Annotated in this window: 14 protein-coding genes; 5 read left to right on the top strand and 9 right to left on the bottom strand. The window is 69.9% G+C overall.

Translation table 11 applies throughout. From position 1 onward, the window contains the following. The first annotated feature begins 23 nt into the window (after window positions 1-23). The 3 genes from ACGFIZ_RS26740 to ACGFIZ_RS26730 are packed head-to-tail and all read left to right on the top strand — an operon-like array spanning window position 24 to window position 4,013. A complete protein-coding gene (locus ACGFIZ_RS26740; RefSeq protein ID WP_393423605.1) occupies window positions 24-1,175 on the top strand; it encodes an acyl-CoA dehydrogenase family protein in 1,152 nt (383 codons plus the stop codon). Further along, the gene (locus ACGFIZ_RS26735; protein ID WP_393423603.1) at window positions 1,165-2,655 is read left to right on the top strand and encodes an amino acid adenylation domain-containing protein; all 1,491 of its coding nucleotides are present in this window, start codon (window positions 1,165-1,167) and stop codon (window positions 2,653-2,655) included. Before ACGFIZ_RS26740 ends, ACGFIZ_RS26735 begins: the two co-directional genes overlap by 11 nt. After that, on the top strand, window positions 2,652-4,013 hold the full coding sequence (locus ACGFIZ_RS26730) for an NAD(P)/FAD-dependent oxidoreductase (RefSeq protein WP_393423601.1): 1,362 nt from the start codon (window positions 2,652-2,654) through the stop codon (window positions 4,011-4,013). Before ACGFIZ_RS26735 ends, ACGFIZ_RS26730 begins: the two co-directional genes overlap by 4 nt. A 33-nt stretch (window positions 4,014-4,046) precedes the next feature. Here the strand turns inward: ACGFIZ_RS26730 and ACGFIZ_RS26725 are convergent, their stop codons facing one another. After that, a complete protein-coding gene (locus tag ACGFIZ_RS26725; protein WP_393423599.1) occupies window positions 4,047-5,015 on the bottom strand; it encodes an L-type lectin-domain containing protein in 969 nt (322 codons plus the stop codon). Window positions 5,016-5,367: 352 nt separating this feature from the next. Between ACGFIZ_RS26725 and ACGFIZ_RS26720 the strand changes: the two genes are divergently transcribed. Then, entirely contained in the window at window positions 5,368-6,369 is a 1,002-nt protein-coding gene (locus ACGFIZ_RS26720; RefSeq protein ID WP_393423597.1) for a hypothetical protein, read from the top strand. Between the two features lie 222 nt (window positions 6,370-6,591). Here the strand turns inward: ACGFIZ_RS26720 and ACGFIZ_RS26715 are convergent, their stop codons facing one another. The 8 genes from ACGFIZ_RS26715 to ACGFIZ_RS26680 form a co-directional block, all read right to left on the bottom strand. Next, window positions 6,592-7,296 (bottom strand): aspartate/glutamate racemase family protein, encoded by a 705-nt coding sequence (locus tag ACGFIZ_RS26715; protein WP_393423595.1) that lies wholly within the window; start codon window positions 7,294-7,296, stop codon window positions 6,592-6,594. Window positions 7,297-8,069: 773 nt separating this feature from the next. Continuing rightward, window positions 8,070-9,281, bottom strand: a complete 1,212-nt coding sequence (locus tag ACGFIZ_RS26710; protein WP_393423593.1) for a histidine decarboxylase — start codon at window positions 9,279-9,281, stop codon at window positions 8,070-8,072. After that, window positions 9,278-9,967 (bottom strand): hypothetical protein, encoded by a 690-nt coding sequence (locus ACGFIZ_RS26705; protein WP_347671529.1) that lies wholly within the window; start codon window positions 9,965-9,967, stop codon window positions 9,278-9,280. Before ACGFIZ_RS26705 ends, ACGFIZ_RS26710 begins: the two co-directional genes overlap by 4 nt. A 307-nt stretch (window positions 9,968-10,274) precedes the next feature. Next, entirely contained in the window at window positions 10,275-11,720 is a 1,446-nt protein-coding gene (locus tag ACGFIZ_RS26700; protein ID WP_393423622.1) for an APC family permease, read from the bottom strand. 267 nt (window positions 11,721-11,987) lie between these two features. Continuing rightward, complete coding sequence (locus ACGFIZ_RS26695) at window positions 11,988-12,680, bottom strand: N-acetyltransferase (RefSeq protein WP_393423591.1); 693 nt, start codon at window positions 12,678-12,680, stop codon at window positions 11,988-11,990. Further along, the gene (locus ACGFIZ_RS26690; RefSeq protein WP_393423589.1) at window positions 12,677-13,177 is read right to left on the bottom strand and encodes a hypothetical protein; all 501 of its coding nucleotides are present in this window, start codon (window positions 13,175-13,177) and stop codon (window positions 12,677-12,679) included. Before ACGFIZ_RS26690 ends, ACGFIZ_RS26695 begins: the two co-directional genes overlap by 4 nt. A 1,160-nt stretch (window positions 13,178-14,337) precedes the next feature. Continuing rightward, window positions 14,338-15,483 (bottom strand): amidase family protein, encoded by a 1,146-nt coding sequence (locus tag ACGFIZ_RS26685; RefSeq protein WP_393423587.1) that lies wholly within the window; start codon window positions 15,481-15,483, stop codon window positions 14,338-14,340. Window positions 15,484-15,641: 158 nt separating this feature from the next. Then, a complete protein-coding gene (locus ACGFIZ_RS26680; RefSeq protein ID WP_393423585.1) occupies window positions 15,642-16,289 on the bottom strand; it encodes an isochorismatase family protein in 648 nt (215 codons plus the stop codon). 171 nt (window positions 16,290-16,460) lie between these two features. On the opposite strand from ACGFIZ_RS26680, the gene ACGFIZ_RS26675 reads away from it, so the two are divergent. Further along, window positions 16,461-18,380 carry an anthranilate synthase family protein gene (locus ACGFIZ_RS26675; RefSeq protein ID WP_393423620.1) on the top strand — a complete coding sequence of 640 codons (1,920 nt, stop codon included), beginning with the start codon at window positions 16,461-16,463 and terminating at the stop codon, window positions 18,378-18,380. Window positions 18,381-18,396 lie beyond the last annotated feature (16 nt).

Genomic DNA, 18,396 nt, shown 5'->3' with positions numbered 1-18,396 from the left:
CACGTACACCCCGCCGAGGACACATGGACTTCGCACCGGGCCCCGACCAACGTCTACTCGCGGACAGCATCCACGCACTCGGCGTCGCGCTCAACGCCCAGGACGAGCACGACCGCAGCGGCGGACCGTACTTCAGCCGGCAGAAGTGGCGGCGGTGCGGAGAATTCGGCCTGCTCGGGCTCAGCCTTCCCGAACGCTGGGGTGGGCTTGGGCTCGACTCGCTGAGCACGGCTCTCGCGATCGAGGCATTCGCCCGTGGGCACGAGGACATGGGGCTGGTGTTCTCAGCCTGCGCCCACCTGTTCGCGTGCGCGATGCCGATCGCGGTGCACGGCACCGACTCCGTACGGGACGAGGTGCTGCCGAAGCTCGGGTCGGGCGAGTGGATCGCGGCCAACGCGATAACCGAGGCCGAGGCGGGGTCCGATGTCTACGCCATGCGCGCCACGGCCGTACGCGACGGCGACCGGTACGTGCTCGACGGTGTGAAGAACTACGTGACCAACGCCCCGCTGGCCGACGTGTTCGTGGTGTACGCGAGCACCGACCCCCGCAGCGGCTACCTGGGCATCAGCGCGTTCGTCGTGCACCGCGACACACCAGGGGTGACGGTCGGCTCACCGCTGCCGAAGACCGGGCTCGCGTCCTCGCCACTCGCCCCGGTCTACCTCGACGGTGTGGCGGTACCGGTGGCGAACCGGCTCGGCGGCGAGGGCGATGGACGCGACGTCTTCACCGGATCGATGGAGTGGGAACGCACCTGCCTGTTCGCCGCCTACGTCGGTGCCATGGACCGCCAACTCGGCAGGACCGTCGCGTACACCAGCGAGCGCCGCCAGTTCCGCAAGTCGCTCGCCAGACACCAGGCCGTCGCACACCGACTCGCCGACATGAAACTACGTCTGGAGAGCGCGCGTCTGCTGCTGTACCACGCCTGCTGGGCGCGCGACCAGGGGACGGCCCGTCCGCTCGACGTGTCGCTCGCGAAGCTGGGCGTCAGCGAGGCCGCCACCCGCAACGCGCTCGACGCCGTGCACCTGCACGGCGGTGCGGGCATCATGGCAGGTTCCGGCGTCGAGCAGGCGATCGCGGACGCGGTGCCCGCGTCGCTGTTCTCCGGCACCTCCGAGATCCACCGCGACGTCATCGCGGCGGAGCTACGCCGTGAGACTTGAGGGGCACGTGCTTCGCGCCGCCGCGGCGACACCCGACGCGGTGGCGGTGTGTGGTCCGGACGCATGCCTGACCTATCGCGAGCTGAACGCTCGCGCGGACGAGCTCGCCGCCGGACTGCGCACGCTCGGTGTCGACGCCGGCGACCGCGTCGCCCTGTGGTTGCCGAAGTCCACGTTCGGCGTCGCGGTCACGCAGGCGGTGCTGCGGCTGGGCGCGGCCTACGTCCCGCTGGACCCGCGCGCCCCCGCACCGCGGGCGGCGGCCCTGATCAGCGACTGCACACCGGCGGCCGTGGTGACGACGGACGGGAGGGCCACCGACGTCGCCGGGCAGACGGCGCTACCGCCCGCGTTGATCGGCCACGACGACCTCGCCCGGTGGGAGGTCAGGTCGGCGCCACGACCGCCACGGCCGTCGACAGGTGACACCGACCTCGCCTACGTGCTCTACACCTCGGGCTCGACCGGCACACCCAAAGGCGTGTGCGTGAGCCATTCCGCGGCAGCAGCGTTCGTCGACTGGGCAGCGGACGAAATCGGTGTCACCGGCGGCGACCGCCTCGCCAACCACGCGCCGTTGCAGTTCGACCTCTCGGTGTTCGACCTCTACGCGGCGTTCCGAGCGGGCGCTTCCGTACACCTGATCCCGGAGTCCACCCCGGCGCGGAACCTCGTGCGGTTCATCGACGACCACGCCATCACCATCTGGTACTCGGTACCGTCCGCGCTGACGATGATGATGGAATTCGGACATCTGCTCGACCAGGCCCGCCTGCCGCTGCGCGCCGTCGTGTTCGCAGGCGAGACGTTCCCCATCGAGCACCTCAGAGCGCTGCGCGAGCGCTGGCCCTCGTTGGACCTCTACAACTTCTACGGCCCCACCGAGACCAACGTCTGCGCCTACCACCGCGTCGGGGCGATCCCGGCCGACCGCACCGCTGCGGTGCCGATCGGCACCGCAGCCGCGGGCGACGAGATCTGGGCCGTCCGCCAGGACGGAACGATCGCCGAACCCGGCGAGGAAGGCGAACTGATGGTCACCGGGCCGACGCTGATGACCGGCTACCTCAACGCCGAGCCGCTGCACGGCCCGTACGCCACCGGCGACGTCGTGCGCCGACTCCCCGACGGCGCGTTCGAGTACGTCGGCCGCCGCGACCACATGATGAAGATTCGCGGCTACCGCGTGGAACCGGCCGAGATCGAGGCGGCGCTGCACGCTCACCCGGATGTCGTCGAGGCAGCGGTCGTGGCCGTCGGATCCGGTCACCGGGCCCGGCTGCGCGCATGGGTGCGCACCCGTTCGGGGAACACCCTGCCGCTGGGCGAGGTCAAGCCGTTCCTCGCGCGGCGACTGGCCCCGCACCTCATTCCCGACAGCGTCCGCACGGTCGACCGGCTGCCGCGGACGGCCAACGGCAAGCTCGACCGCCGTGCGTTGGTTGAGGACCGCACGACTGCAGAGAGGGACGGATCGTGACTGCCGAGACCTACGACGTTTGCATCATCGGAGGTGGCCCCGCCGGCTCGACCACCGCGTCGTACCTGGCGAAGGCGGGTCTGCGGTGCATCGTGTTGGAAGGCGACCGGTTTCCCCGCCCGCACGTGGGCGAGTCGCTGGTGCCGAGAGCGACGGTCGCCCTCCAGGAGATCGGCGTGCTGGACAAGATCGACCGGGCCGGGTTCGCGCGAAAGTACGGTGCGGCGTGGACGGCCGCGGCGGACGACGCCCCGACGGCCGACGGCGTGGTGCGCTACCGCCGCCACTTCACCATCCCGCAGGTCGCCGTCCGGTTCGCCGAACGGCAACAAACCGGGGTATCCCACGAATACACCTATCACGTCGACCGGGCCCGCTTCGACACGCTGCTGCTGGAACATGCCGCCGAACTGGGCGCGACCGTGCTCCAGGAGGCCCGGGTCGGGCGGGTGGACCTCGACGGCCCGATCAAGCGCGTGACCTTCCGACGGCATGGCGCGACTTCCGAGGTGCACGCGCCGATGGTGGTCGACGCGAGCGGCCGTGGCACCCTGCTCGGCCGTCAGCTCAAACTCAAGGTCGCCGATCCAGAGTTCAAGCAGTACGCCGTGCACTCCTGGTTCGAGGGCCTCGACCGGGAGGCGGCGAGCGGCACCACCGGCATCGGCGATTACACGATCATCCACTTCCTTCCCTTCGCCGGATCCTGGATGTGGCAGATCCCGATCTCGGACACCGTGACCAGCGTCGGCGTCGTCACGGAGAAGGCCCGCCTGCGCGAGGCGAGCGGTGACCTGGAGAAGTTCTTCGACGCGTGGGTGAGCACCCGGCCGCCGCTGGCACAGGCACTGCGCGCCGCCCGACGATTGCGCCCGTACACCGCGGAGGGCGACTACAGCTACTCGATGCGCGAACTGTCCGGCGACGGATGGGTGCTCGTCGGCGACGCCGCGCGGTTCGTGGACCCGATCTTCTCCAGCGGCGTCGGCATCGCGCTCAGCAGCGCGCGGCTCGCCGCGAGCAACATCATCGCCGCCGCACCGCTCGGCTACGCCAAGTCCGCGTTCGCCGAGTTCGAGCGCAAGTCGCGCAACGCCACCCAGTGGTGGCGCAACTTCATCACTGTCTACTACCGGCTGAACGTGTTGTTCAGCTCGTACATCCGTGACCCTGAGTATCGGCTCGATCTGATCAGGCTTCTCCAAGGCGACTTCTTCGACGACGACGAGGAGCCGCCAGTGCTCGGCAAGATGAGAGAGAAGTTGGCGTTGGTGGAAAGCAACCCGAACCATCCCTGGCACAGTGGCCTCCGGTCGTTGCAGCCGCAGGCATGGCGGGACGGTCCCGCAAAGCGCTGACCCGACACCGGTCCACGCGCACGACGTCGGCTCTCACCTCAACTTCACGTTCCAGGCCACCACCGTCTGCACCGGGTCGGCCACCGTCGTGATGCCGGTGCCGCCGGTGAGCCCGACGTAGGCCTGCCCGGTGCCGACGATCAGGCGCAGGTCGACCGATGTCGTCAACAGCGGCTTGGCCGGACGGAAGCCGGACGTCCTGCTCACGTAGACCCTCAGCCTGTGCAACCTGGCGTCATAGTCGATCCACACGTTGACGACGCCCCTGCCGTACAGGCTGAAGCCCGGGTCCTTCCACACGAGATGCTGGGTGATGTCACCGTTCCTGGTCACCGCGACGTGCTGGCGGCCGACGGGGTCGAACCTGTTGGCCCACGCGTCGAACTCGACCGCCAGGCTCGGCTGGATCCGGGGCCGGCCGGTGTTCGGCCGGGCGCCGTAGCCGAGCCCTTCGCCGCTGCTCCCGCGCGCGGTGCGGGACTGACCCTGGACCACGAACGCGATCCCGTCGCTGATCTTGGTGATCTCGAACGAGAACCCCGTGCTGAAGGAGCGGGACGGGTCGATCCTGGTGGTCGCCCACGCGCTGCCCGCCTTGTCCCGCCCCGATGCCAGCACCAGCCGCCCGCCCGCGACGGTCGCCGACCCGTTCAGCCGCAGGTTGGCGGCGTCGGGGAAGCCCTTGAACGAGAACAGGGGCGCGACCTTGCTCATCGGCGTCTGAAACGTCGGTGGCTGGGTCTGCTCGACTCCCAGTGGTAGCGCCGGCACGGCCCTGGTCTGCTCGGGAGCCGCCGTGCACGACGAGGCCGCGTTCGCCAGCACCGGGACGAGGGATGCGTCGAGCGGTACCGCGTTCGGAGTTTCGGCGGCGTTGCTCGCCGAGATCGCAGAGACACCGGCCGCGGCGGCCACCACGACTACCGCCGCCTTCACGACGCCGCGCCGCCAGACCTGCCATCGGGATGGCGGCCGGGTGATCCGGTCAGAAGGTGCGAACATCACATTCAGCTCCCGCCTTGCGAGCACATGCCCGTGTCGTCACCGAGCTACGCCCCCTGCACGGGCGGAAGCGGTTCGGGGTTCACGGCGCGCAAATCGGGCTTCAGCCGACAGGCCGGTGACGCCGGCGGCATCGCCAGCCGGAGCGCGTCCAAACCGCCTTGCTAATTCGTATTAGCGTCTTGACGCCGCCGAGACGGCGCGCGCAGACTCATCGACCAAAGAAGCCGTCCGCGACAAGCGTCCACACCAAACCGGCCGCCCAGCGAGGTCGAACACGCCCGCTGACCCGTCCCGGCCGGCCCCGTCTCCCCTGCCCTCTTCGGCCCGTCTCACGAACGGAGGGACCGCGATGACGCGTACCCCTGAAGGCCCCATCACCCGACGCACCCTGCTACGCGGTGCGGCCGCCGCCGGCGTCGCGGCCACCGGCGCCGCCCTCGCCGCCGCGCCCACGCCCGCGCTCGCCGCACCAGCCGGCTTCCCCAACTACCAATACGTCCGCGACGCGTTCACCGGACCACTGCGCTACAACCCCACCGGCGAATTCATCTTCCCCTGCGTCCGCGGCGTCTACGACAAACTCGACACCTACCTCGGCCGCTACTACCTCTACTACGCCCCCCACGACGCACCCGGCGGAATCTGCCTCGCCTACGCCGACCGACTCGAAGGCCCCTACACCGAATACCCCAACAACCCCATCATCGACCGCTACCTACCCACCACCACCGTCAGCCACGTGTCCTCACCACACGTCGTCTGGGACACCCCCACCCAACAGTTCTACCTCTACTTCCACGGCGAGAACTACACCACCCGCGTCGCCCGCTCCACCGACGGCATCCACTTCACCGACGAAACACCCATCCTCTCCACCAGACTCGTACCCAACACCACCGAAACCTCCTACGCCCGAGTCTTCGAACACTCCGTAGCCGGCAAGAACAACCGCTACGTCATGGTGTTCATGGGCCTGCACACCATCGGACCCGGCGCCCGCAAAATCTTCTGGGGCTGGTCACCCAACGGCTGGAGCGGCTGGCAGTTCGACCCGAACCCCCTCGTCTCACCCTCCGGCGACGGACTCACCGACATCTCCGCAGCACACCTGCTGAAACGCAACGGCACCGCATACCTCGCCTACCACGGCAACAGCGGCAACATGTACCTCACCGAAATCGGCAACAACTTCGACCGCGAAGTCCACCTCGGAGTGTTCCACCGACCAATCGCATCCGACAACGGCCGCGTCGCAGCCCCAGCATTCGGCACCGACGGCGGCGTCCAATACATGCTCTACGAAGCCGGACCCCGCCTCGACGCCAGAATCTGCGTCGCCCGCGCGATCTAGCGCTGTGTCCACGAACGTCCACCGGGTTCCGGTGGGTTGTGGATCCTCGCCGTAGATAGCGAGCGGCTCCCCACCGGGTGGTGGGGGGCCACAGCGGGCCATTTGGGCCCTCACACTGCCCGGTGGTGGACGGCGAGGGTCACGTCGGGACCGGCCGGCGCCGGGAAGGTGCCGGCCGGTCCCGACGGCGCGTAGCGGCCGGCGTGCGGCGCCGGTCGCGGATCAGCTCGGCAACGCGGGTCGCAGCGCGGCGTCGACGGCGGCCTCGACGTGCAGCCGGGTGGTGGGAAAAACCGGGACCGGGCTGTCGTCCGGCGAGATCAGTAGTTCGATCTCGGTGCAGCCGAGGATGACAGCCTGGGCACCGGAGTGAACGAGCCGGTCGATGACCTGCCGGTAGGTCTGCCGCGACGTGTCGCTGACATGACCGAGGCACAGCTCCTGGTAGATGATGCGGTGGACCTCGGCCCGGTCGTGGGCTTCGGGAACGATCACGTTCAGGCCGTGCCCGGCCAGCCGGTCGCGGTAGAAGTCCTGCTCCATCGTGAAGGCGGTACCGAGCAGACCCACCGTGTCCAGACCCGCCGCGCCGACGGCAGCGGCGGTGGCGTCGGCCAGGTGCAGCAGCGGGATGTCGATGGCGGCTTCGACCTGGTCGGCGACCTTGTGCATGGTGTTCGTGCACAGCAGCAACAGGTCGGCGCCCGCGGCCTGTACGGCAGCGGCGGCCCGGCCGAGCAGGTGGCCGGCCTCGTCCCACCGCCCGGTGTTCTGCAGCTGCTCGATGTCGGCGAAGTCGACCGAGTACAGCACGCAGCGGGCCGAGTGCAGACCCCCCAGGCGCTCGCGGACGAATTCGTTGACCAGCCGGTAGTAGTGCGCGCTGGATTCCCAGCTCATCCCGCCGAGCAGTCCGATGGTCAGCATGGGTTCTTCCTATCAGCCCCGCTCACCCGCGACGGTCGGTGGGCCAGTCGAAACGTCCGGCAGGCCATGTCGAATCATCGCCGGTCGCCCACCGACCGTGTCTTGGCGGACTTTTCGTCGCGCCATGCTGGGCCAGCGATCGCAACGTACCTGGACGTTTCGCTCAACGGTGCTGGCAGTTGGGGGCTGGCGCAGCCGGCGGTGGGAGGGGAGAAAGGGCCCACCGCCGGCCACGGGCCGGTGGTATCCCTGCGCATGGGACCGCTGGCAGGGCCGACCCGGCAGTCATTCGGGTCGACTGCCGCCGCCCCGTACCTCGGCAGCTGGGTGCCTACCACTGCCGAGTCCGATGCTTCCGTCAGTGCACGGAGGACGGCTTGCGCCGCGCTCACTGACGAGTCGGGTGTCTGCTCTCGGGGCCCGGACCGCCCCACATTGCCGCGGACGCGTTGGTCTGGGCCTCCCCGTACCGGGTGAGGATGTCATGGGCGTCTCGCGCCGTCGGGCAGGGCGTCAAGGCGAACTGCCCGAGGTCTTCGCAGCCGCGGCACAAGCCGTCGTCACCGACCTGGTGGGTTGTGAGCACGGTTCGGATCCGCTCGATGACGGTGTGGTCTGCCGGCGGCTGAGGGTTGGAGCGCGCGGCGAGGGCGCGGGCATCCGGCCGGGGCTGGTGCCGGCGTCGTGCCACGGGTACCCGGGGTGAAAGGCGTAGCCGGTTGGTCATGGTGATCGCCTCCGTGGATCGGTAGACGGTGCCGGATGAGGAACGGTCAACCCCCAGCGGCGCTGGTGCGCGGGTCGGGCGAGAGCCGGGGCTGCGGGATCGGCGCCGGCGGTGCGGCGGCGGCGATGTCGGCGACGAACGCGTCGATCTGACCGGGGGTGACGCCGGGCATGCAGATGATGTGGCTGGTGCCGCCGTCGGTGGCCAGCGGCCATTTCTTCCGTACCGGTTCGGGTGGGGTGGGAAGGACGACGGTGAACGCGTGGGGGTGCCGCCAGGCGGGCCAACCGGCGGCGGTGAGCTGGTTGACGGCGTAGGCGGCGAGGGTTCGTGCTTCGCTGGCACGCCACCGGTGCCCCTCGCGGCCGTGGGTGGCGATGGCGTGCCACAGCAGCGCGGCGGCCAGGCCGCAGCGGGAACCGGTGATCGTGGTGTCGGCGGTGTCGGTGTAGGCGACGTGGCTGCCGTGGCCGCGCATACTGTCGCGGATGAGCACCACCCCGCAGGGAGTCGGCGTGCCGAGGAACTTGTGTCCTGACACCGCGATGCTGGCGATGCCGCCGGCGTCGTCGAAGCGCAGCCGGCCGTCGAGGGCGAGTGGAATGCCGGACAGGGCCGCGTCGATGTGCAGGTGTCCCTGCACGCCGTTCTCGTCGAGGGCGGCGCGGATGCGGGCGCTGTCGTCCACCGCCTCGGTGAGGGTGGTGCCGGCGGTGGCCACCACGATGGCGGGCCGCCGTCGGCGCTTGCGCAGCTGCGCGGCCAGATGCGCGTAGTCCATCTCCCCGTCCGGGCGGGCGCTGATGACCACCCCGCGCGCCCCGAGTATCTCCACCGATTTGGGGATCGAGTAGTGCGCGGCGGTCGAGTAGTAGATACGTGCGGTCGGATGGCGGCGGTGGGCGGCGTGCAGGGCGGACAGGTTGCCTTCGGTGCCGCCCGTGGTGACGTAGCCCCACCGGTCGTCGGTCGGCATGGCCAGGATGTCGGCGACCCAGGCGACGACGGCCCGCTCCAGCGCTCGCGTGTGGGCGCCCCCGCCCGGGTCCGTCGGATCGCCGATGTTGTTCCACAGCCGGTTGCCGAGGCGGGCCATGACCGCGGTCTGGTCGAGGTCCACGGCCGCGGGAAAGCCGATGTTCGTCGCGGCTGCGGCGTTGGCCTCGCGCACCAGGTGGTCGAGAACGGCGGTGATGTCGACCGGTGCGTGGCTGAGGTCCGCGGCATCGGTGAGGCTGCGGGTCGGGGTGTGGGTCACGCCGGCCGCCTGGCGCGCAGGTGCGTGGCGAGGGTGGTGTTCAGCGTGATGAGCTCCCGCCATATCAGGCGGGTCTCGTCGTCGCCCTGCTCGGTGAGGTTGGCGTGGGGATTGTGGTAGGTGATTCGGTCCGGGTCGAGGGTCTTGCTGCAGCGGATCCCGGTGTCGCCCAGGCGGGCCTCGGGGTCGCGGTCGATGTGCATGGCGGTGCGGTCGACCATCACGGCGTAGCACTGGCCCTTGAGGTTGAAGGCCGACATGTAGCGGCCGGCGGCAGCCGCGTCGCGGAGCGTCGCGGCGACCTGGTACCAGCGTCCCTGGTCCGAGTCGAGGGTGCTGACACCGACGCCGACGTACGTGGCGCCCGTGGGCAGGGTCATGTCCCCGCCGTTGACCATGGAGCCCTGGGGCCCGAGAGGACTCCAGGCACGCCCGAAAGTGGCGATGTTGTCCGCTGCCACCTCCGTCAGGTCGCCCAGCAGCCTGGGTAGGTCGTCGGAGTCCGGTGACTGCGGCCAGGTTCGGGTGGCGGTGTACAGCTTGTAGCCATGTGGCTCGGTGAGGGCGTCGCAGGTGTAGAACAGCAGCACGGCGTGTGGGCTGACCGCGTCGCGCCGGCCGAACGCCTGGTCGGCGGCGATGAGGTGGCTGGTGTTGGCCCGCTTGCACCGGTACGCGATCTGCATCCGCAGATCAGCCTGGCGGCGGGCCTCAACCGACGGCCCGTCGTCGAAATGCCTCGGTCCGCTCAGGGACAGGCGTGGACTCGCAGTCGGGGGCGGAGGGACAGGGGTGGCCGGTTGCCCTTGGTGCTCGGCGAGACCCCCGGGTGCCCCGTATCGGGGCGGTGGGACGGGGGTCACGGGCTGCTGCGGGCCTGCGGGCGGCACCGTCGGCGGGCGGGTCGGCCGCCAGGCGGGGTCCAGGGGATCGATGCCGTAGTGCCCACCAGATGAGTGCATGGCAGAGTACGTTTCGATCATCGTTCGCCCCTCAGATCGAAATGTGCATGGGATCGGGCACGGCGTGGGTTTTCGGGGTGCCACGGCCGATGCCGGCGTAGACCTCGGGACGCGACTGCCGCAGACTCGCCGCCCAGATCCCACCGATGGCAGCGGCGGCGGCGAGGATCGCGGGCAGCAGGAACGGGTACAGCGATCCGGGCGCGGCACCGAGCAGCGAGCCGACGTTGCCGACCATCAGGGCCAGCACCACCACCCCGCCGAGCACACCCAGCACGGGCGCGAGCCGCCACTCCCACACCCCGGCCCGCTGCCCACGCAGGCTGATCGGTGCCCGGAACGCGGCCACCGACGCGGCCAGCAGCAGGCACAGCAGCCCCATGGCACCCAACGTCGACAGCCAGGTGAACATCACCGTAACGGGGTCAGCGCCGCCGAGCGCGAACGCGCCCAGCACCACGGTGGCGATACCGGTCTGCGTCAGCGACCCGCCGCGCGGCGCGCTGATCCGGGTGCCGCCGCTGGACCGGGCGAGGCCGGCGGGCAGGACGCCTTCGCGGGCCATCGCGAACACGTACCGCGCGATCACGGCGTGGAACGCGAGCATGCAGGTGATGGTGGCGCCGATCAGCGTCAGCTGACCGAGGAAACCCCACCCGGGGCCGAGGCGGTCCAGGACCGAGAACGGCAGTCCTGCCGCCGGATCGGCGGCCGCCTCGGCGACGGACTGTGGGCCGACGGCCACCCCCATCGCCCACGCGGCGACCGCGTACACCCCGCCGAGCACGACCACGCCGCCGACCGTGGCCCGGCTGACCGACCTGCGGTCGATGGCCTCCTCGACGAAGGACGCCACCCCGTCGACGCCCATGAACGCGGCCACGCAGAAGGCGACCGCGCCGCCGATGCCGCTGACCGCCAACCCCGAGGCGTCGAAGCCCTCCCAGGACAGCCCACCGCCCGCCGGCTGCCCGACACCGGCCAGCACGAACGCCGCCACGATCAGCAGCGACACCGCCAGCACGGCGACCAGAACCCGGGTGGACAGCACGATCGCCCGCACGCCCAGCACCCCGACCACCGCCAGGGCGATTCCCGCCCACACCCACCAGGCGCCGCCGAGGTGGGCGGCCATCGTCGCGCCGAACAGCCCGTACAGGCTGGTCTGGATCGCGTTGTAGGCCACCAGGGCGACCAGCCCGGCGGCGACGCCCCAACCACGACCCAGGCCGTTCGCCAGGATGCCGTAGTAGGCCGCCGGATGCCCGACCTGACGTGCCATCGCCGCGTACCCGGTCGCCAACAGCGCCACCACCCCCGCGACCAGCAGGAACGCCAGCGGCAGCGCGACCACCTGCGTGGTCGCGTAGATCGCCACGATGCCACCGACCAGCACCACCATCGGCGCCGAGGCCGCCGCCCCGAACACCCACAACCCGGACGGAGTCAACGTCCGCCGCGCGAGAGCCACCTGCACATGCGTCGGCTTCACCGCCACTCCCCCCGGTTCGCAGAGTCCGCCGTCACGTCTCCCGCGTCCGTGACGGGGGCACCGGTACGCGTGGTGGTCAACCTTGCCGGCGACCGCCGTCCGGCATTGAGCTGTCCTGGTGGAGGGGCGGTGGGGGAACAGGTGGCCACGGTCAGCATGAGGGTGTCTCCTTCGATAGCGGGGAGCGGAGGGCGGCCTGCTGGCCGCGAAGCCAGCGGCAGCAGGTGATCGACTGGGTGCCCGACCGGGCGGTCAGGGAAAACGCGGGGGCGTCGCCGAGATGATCCGACCGCGCAACGGTGTCGCGGTGCGGTGCAGGGGCACCCGGCATGGCAGTTCACCGGGCTGGCCGCTGCCGGACGGAGGCCGCCACATCCGCCACAGAGCCGGGCCGCCCGGCTCCAGCAGGATCGGCGACCGCGGCTGGTAACCGAGTCGGGCGAGCAGACCGTCCCGGGGGTGGTCGCTGCAGACCTCCGCGTACGACGGCAACCCGTCAGCCTCCAGGACACGGTGGTGGCTGGCGAGCAGCGCCCTTCCGGCTTCACCCTGCCCGGGACGGAACGCGGCGTGAGCGAGGTAGTGGTGCGGCGTGTGGGGAAGCACCGCGTCGACGTACGCGTGCAGCAGGGCGAACCGGGCCGCGTGTGGGCCGAGGAGGCTGTGCAGGTCGTACATCCACGCCGCGGCCGGGGCAGCTGGCTCCAACCGCGGATACCAGACCGTGACGGCGGACCGGTCGTCGGTCGTGTCCACCTGACCGTGCGCCAACCCGCGCCGCAACGCGAACTGCGCGTAGCGGCGCACGATTCCGGGGCGTTCGGCCACGTCCGGCACCAGCCACGCACCCAGGCGCCCCACGGCCAGCGCGTCGGCGATGACCGCAGACAGCGCGGCGACGTCCTCGCCGGTCGCGCGGCGGACGTCCGTGTCCATCAGCTTCATGTCGCACTCCTCGGCGGTCGAACGTCGTCGTTGCCTGCGGCCGTCCCGGTCGGGACCAGCTCACCGACGGGTGACGGGCGCTGGTCGGACGCCCACAGCGCCGCACCGGGCGCGTCCTCGTCACCCACCACACCCGCCCGCTCCGCCAAACGGAGCACCCGGCGGCAGCCCCGCTCCCAGACCTCGGCCAGTTCCGGCTCCCAACTGCCGCCGGCGAACCGCCGTACCGTGTCCACCATCGCTGCCGCGATAACCGTCCCGTGGTACGGGCAGAGCCCGAAACGCCGATACAGCCGGCCCAGCACCGCCAACCCCGCGCGGCGGCCAGCCGGGCCGTCCCTGCCCGTTACCAGGTGCCCCAGCGTGGCGAAGAAGATCGGTGCGACCTGCGACGGAACGAACCGCACGCTGCGGTCCTCCATGAACGACCAGAAGTGGTCGGCGGCGCGGTCGAGCGCGGCGAGGGCGCCCGCGAGTGACTGTGCTGGATCAGTCATCGGCCCGGCCGTTCCTGTGCGGAGGACCTCGATCGGGCACCTCGACGAGACAGGGCTTGCATCCGCTCCTGGACGGTTACGTCCTCGGCCGCGGCGGTTCCGGTTGCGAGTGCCATCACTGCCCTCCTCCAACCTGTTTCCCTTGAAGCAAGGTTCGTTCGTCGGGCACTGAGAGACATCGGGCAGCTCACTGATATTTGGGGCCGTGCCCGTACCGCACCACCCGTGTCGCGGTGCGGGCGCGGGCAGCGGCGGGGTGCTCCGACGCGTGGTTCGCGGCGGCGAAACGCCGCAAGGCCGGCAACGCATCGGCGCGGACTCCGAGGCGGCGGCGGGGTTGGCGGCGGCGCAGGTACTGCGGCACATTCACCCTCGACGGCCGGCGGGCGCGCATCCCCACAGCGAAGGGCACCCGGCGTTGTGGGCGCGCCTGGCGCGGGGGGGGTGCCGTACCCAGCGGAGGGTCGGCATCGGCGGCGGGTGCGGCAGGTCCGGCACGAGGCTGCTCGCACCGTCGTCACCTGGGCCGTCGGCCAGCGGATCGGGGTCCTGCACGTCAGCGACCCCCGCAGGGTCCTGGACGTGTCGGCGGGGCGGCGGCACAACCTGCGGCTACGGCAGTGGCAGATCGGCCGACCTGGTCGCGGCGGCCAGCATCGCCGCACCCCGGGCGGCGGACCCACCACCCAGGCGGCCGCCCCTTATGCGGCCCGGGATGGTCAGGCGCCGACGAGCCGGCCGGCACCTACCCGGCGCCGGCCGGTCCCGACGTGACCCCCGCCGCCCACCCCGGGGCGACGCGAGGGTCAGCCCTCTCACCCCGGGGTGCGCGAGGGTCAACCCTCCCACCGACAGATATCCCGCGGCCGGCCGGCCGGGCCCAGCAGCCGGGTCGCATCGTTGACCACGCCCGCGGCTGTGCTGTTGCCATCATCCCGTGTGGACGGCGAGAATGATCAACCAAGAGTCACGGCCCGCTATCCCTCACACCACGCCCGTCGGCCCGCTCACGCCAGAAAGGCACTCTTCTATGTAATGCGAATTAGGAGAACAAGGGCGCCTCCACCCTGCAGTATCACTGGGCTACCGCAGGTAGCGCTGATACCAGGGGTTGTACTTTTCGTAGGCCGCGGCGGCGGTAATGACCTCGTCATCCCGCTTCATGCGACCGATGACCTGCAAACCAACCGGCAACGCCGGGCCCCCAGGGGGTTCGGCGTGAAGCCGGCCGGCAGACTCATCGCGGGGTGACCGCTGAAGTTGACCGGATAGGTCAAGCACCAACCAATCTGCGGATCGACGGCGATACCGTTGACGGTCGACGGGCCGAGGGTATTGCCATCCTTCGCGTTCTGAACCCCCGCGACGGCAACCGTCGGCGTGACTATGTAGTCATAGGTCCCCAGCACGACGTTGAGCTTGTGCAGCACGTCGGAGCGCAGGAAGTCCAGGTGCCGGTACTCTTCGGCCAAAAGCCTCTCCGACCGGTCGAGCATGGCAGCAAACTGCGGCGTCAACTGGTCCTTGCGCTCGCGTAGATCCACAGGAATGCCGAACTCCAGGAACAGGTCCCGGGCGTGGCCGTACAAGCCGGCCTGCATGAGCACCCAGGTGTCGGCGAAGTGCCGGCTGGTCAGCGGCCGCCTGTTCCTGCCGCCCAGATCGGTGACCTGGATCTCGTCGAGCCCCAGCTTCACCTGGTCAACCACTGCCCCGGCCTTCACGAAAGCCTGGAGGGCTTGGCTGACAACACGCCCAAATGGCGCCTCCACCGGGAACAGATCCATGTTCGGCGAGTAGGCAATGCGCCTACCCGCGAGCGGAAGCGTGCCCTCCACGCCGCCACGAAACGCGCCGATGTAGTCCAGCGAACCGTCCGTACTCAACGGATCGCCCTCGTACGGACCGCTGATGGCCTGCATCAGCATGGCCACGTCTGCCACCGTCCGTGCCATGGGCCCGGGGGTGAAGAAAGGCGCCGCAGCAAACGGTGGAGCATCCTGCGGCCAGCGACCAACACTCGGCTTGAGTGCCGCGATGTTGCACATGGCCGCCGGGATACGAACACTGCCGCCCGCGTCGGAGCCCTGAGCGAGGGCCGTCATGAACGACGCCACGGCCGCAGCCGAACCGCCGCTGGAACCACCGGCGTTGAACCGAGGGTCGAACGGGGTGCTTGTCGGGCCGTCGACCATGTTGTCCGTAGTGCCCTTGTGACCGAACTCGGGAGTATTGGTCTTGCCCGGCACCACCACGCCTGCATCGAGTGCACGCTGGATACGGTTGCCCCGCCTGTCGCGTGTCACCGGTCAGCGGGACTGGCTGGGCGGTCACCGAACGGCTCACCGGGGCGGTCCGCCTGTTCGACTACGACCTGCAGCCATGGCGCGGACCCCGGTCCCCCTCGACGGCTTGCTGGTGCAGGCCAGCGCTACCCGTCGCGAGCCTTGCGCCGGAGCCGTTGTCAGCCGGCGCTTCTCGACAGGTCCGCCAGCAGGGTCGCCGTGTCGGGAGTGGCCGCGCACAGTCGCCCCGCGTAGTCCAGTGCGAGGCGGTGCTGTTCTGGGGAGAAGTCCGCGATCGCGTCGGCGACCAGAAACGGCTGGATGTCGTTGGTGAAGGCGTCGCACGCGGTGGCCAGGCAGCCGACGTGCGCGTAGACCCCACAGACAATCAGTTGGTCCCGCCCACGCTTGACCAGCTCGTCGAGCAACGGGGAACGGTGGAACGCGCTGTAGCGCCACTTGGTGAACACGCGATCGGCCTCGCCGGGGGCCAACTCGGCCACGATCGAGGTGTGCTCCGGCGCGCTGGTCATCCCCGCGCCCCAGACATCCTTGAGCAGACCGCGCTGCTGATCGGTCATCCGGCCCGGTTGGGCGGTGTAGAACACCGGGACACCCAGCTCCACGCACCGCTGCCGCAGACGGCCCACATTGTCGATCAGAACCGTTCTCGGGGGTTGGTCCGGCGGGAAGAAGTCGACGAAGTAGTTCTGCATGTCGTGGATCAACAGTGCCGACCGCTCGGCGGATGCACGCCACGAAACGACGCCATCGGGCAATTCGGATCGTTCCGGCATAGCGTACGGAGCGATGGTGGATATGCTCATGCTGTCTCACTCTGTGCGGGTGCGGTGCCGCAGCGTACAACTCGAAGAAGTCATAGCTGTCGCTCCAGTCACACTCTCTGGATCTTCCTTCCCGCAGGAGCATAATGCACTCTAGGGTCCCCCTGCCCTATCGCTCCTGGATTGGGAGAAGAAGACGTGGATACGCCCAGCATGGCATCCCCTGCGTCGCCGATCAACCGTCTATTCGCACCGGACGCGCCGCCGTTCGCCCTTTTGTACCGTCCCGGCCGAGGGTCTTTCGTCGAGATCCTGGTCGGCCATGTGGAGGCATCCGCGTCTCTCGACGACATCCCGCTGCCGCCCGGGACGGCTGGCGCGCCGACCAACGACGTGCTGGTGGTGGTGCCGTACCGGCAACTCGCCGAGCGGGGTTTCGCCTGCAACGACGACCACGCCCCGCTCCTCGTGTTGAGAATTCGCGAGCAGGAGCGCATTTCCTTGCACGATGCCCTGCTCGCGATTCCCCGGGATCCCGTAACGCTCACCGATGCCCATTTCGACATCGCGGACAGAGAGTACGCCGACATTGTGCGCGCGGTGCTGGCCGAGGAAATCGGACAGGGGCGGGGGTCCAATTTCGTCATCAAGCGCACCTTCCTCGCCGACATCCCGCACTATTCGATCAGGTCTGCCCTGTCGATTTTCTCCCGCCTACTCACCGCCGAACAGGGCTCCTACTGGACCTTCCTTGTCCACGCCAACGGGCGCACGTTCGTGGGGGCCAGCCCGGAGCTGCACGCCGGCCTGTCCTCGGGCACCGTCGTGATGAACCCGATCAGCGGCACCCACCGGTATCCGCCGCAGGGGCCCGACCTGCCGGAGCTGCTCGCCTTCCTCGGCGACCCCAAGGAAACCGACGAGCTGAACATGGTCCTGGACGAAGAGCTGAAGACGATGGCGGGAATGTGCCCGCTCGGTGGCAGCCTGACCGGTCCCACGCTCAGGGAGATGGCCCGGCTCGCGCACACCGAGTACCTGCTGTCCGGCCACACTGCGCACGGCCCGCGCGACGTGCTGCGCGCGACCATGTTCGCGCCCACGGTCGTGGGCAGTCCGTTGGAGAGCGCGTGCGAGGTGGTCGCCAGGTACGAGCCGACGGGCCGCGGCTACTACGCAGGCGCCGTGGCCGTGATCGGCAGCGACGAGTCGGGCGAGCCTGAGATGGATTCCGCAATCCTCATCCGCACCGCCGAGATCGACGCCAGCGGCCGGCTGCGTGTCGGAGTCGGCGCAACGCTGGTGCGGCACTCCGATCCCGACTCGGAGGTCGCCGAGACCCACGCCAAGATCTCCGGACTGCTGTCAGCGTTCTGTGCGGACGACGACTCACAAGGCCAGCAGTCCGCTCCGCGCGCGCCGTTGGCGGAGGATTCAGCGGTACGCGCGATCCTGACGCGGCGGGAGGACAGGCTCGCCTCGTTCTGGCGCCGAAACCCTCACCACCGGCAGGCGGTGGACCCCCAGCTGGTCGGGCGGCGTGTGCTCGTCGTGGACGCCGAGGACGGCTTCACCGCGATGCTGGGCGCCCAACTGTCCGCGCTCGGACTGGTCGCGACCATCCAGCGGTACACCGAGAGCACCGGCCCCCTCGACTACGACCTGGTCGTGCTGGGACCCGGGCCGGGCGACCCGCTCGACCACCGGAATCCCAAGATGGCCGTGCTGCGCGAGCTCACCAGGGGCGGGCTCCGTGCTGGCGTACCACTGCTGTCGGTGTGCCTGAGCCACCAGGTCCTCGCTGCGCTGCTGGGGCTGCGCATCGTCCGCAAGGCGGTGCCCAACCAGGGACGGCAGGCGGACATCACCCTGTTCGGCACCACGCGGACCGTGGGCTTCTACAACACGTTCGCGGCGGTGTCCGACCACGACCGCCTGTACCACGCCGGGCTGCCGGCTCCGGTGGAGGTCTGCCGGGACCCGGTCACCGGCGAGGTGCACGCGCTGCGCGGCCCCGGCTTCACCTCCCTGCAGTTCCACCCGGAATCGGTGTTGTCACTGGACGGCCTGGAGATCCTGAGAGAGACCTTGAGACCGCTGCTGGCCGCCTCGACGACCGTGGCCTCTTCCTGACGGGCGATCCTCGGCG

Source organism: Micromonospora sp. NPDC048830 (assembly GCF_043198215.1).
GTDB lineage: Bacteria > Actinomycetota > Actinomycetes > Mycobacteriales > Micromonosporaceae > Micromonospora.
This window is presented reverse-complemented; position numbering and strand designations above follow the sequence as displayed.

Excerpts from the sequence above, each read along its gene's own strand:
- ACGFIZ_RS26740 (WP_393423605.1), top strand. The coding sequence starts at position 24 with ATGGACTTCGCACCGGGCCCCGACCAACGTCTACTCGCGGACAGCATC.
- ACGFIZ_RS26725 (WP_393423599.1), bottom strand. The coding sequence starts at position 5,015 with ATGTTCGCACCTTCTGACCGGATCACCCGGCCGCCATCCCGATGGCAG.
- ACGFIZ_RS26720 (WP_393423597.1), top strand. The coding sequence starts at position 5,368 with ATGACGCGTACCCCTGAAGGCCCCATCACCCGACGCACCCTGCTACGC.
- ACGFIZ_RS26715 (WP_393423595.1), bottom strand. The coding sequence starts at position 7,296 with ATGCTGACCATCGGACTGCTCGGCGGGATGAGCTGGGAATCCAGCGCG.
- ACGFIZ_RS26705 (WP_347671529.1), bottom strand. The coding sequence starts at position 9,967 with ATGCAGATCGCGTACCGGTGCAAGCGGGCCAACACCAGCCACCTCATC.
- ACGFIZ_RS26695 (WP_393423591.1), bottom strand. The coding sequence starts at position 12,680 with ATGAAGCTGATGGACACGGACGTCCGCCGCGCGACCGGCGAGGACGTC.
- ACGFIZ_RS26690 (WP_393423589.1), bottom strand. The coding sequence starts at position 13,177 with ATGACTGATCCAGCACAGTCACTCGCGGGCGCCCTCGCCGCGCTCGAC.
- ACGFIZ_RS26680 (WP_393423585.1), bottom strand. The coding sequence starts at position 16,289 with ATGAGCATATCCACCATCGCTCCGTACGCTATGCCGGAACGATCCGAA.
- ACGFIZ_RS26675 (WP_393423620.1), top strand. The coding sequence starts at position 16,461 with ATGGCATCCCCTGCGTCGCCGATCAACCGTCTATTCGCACCGGACGCG.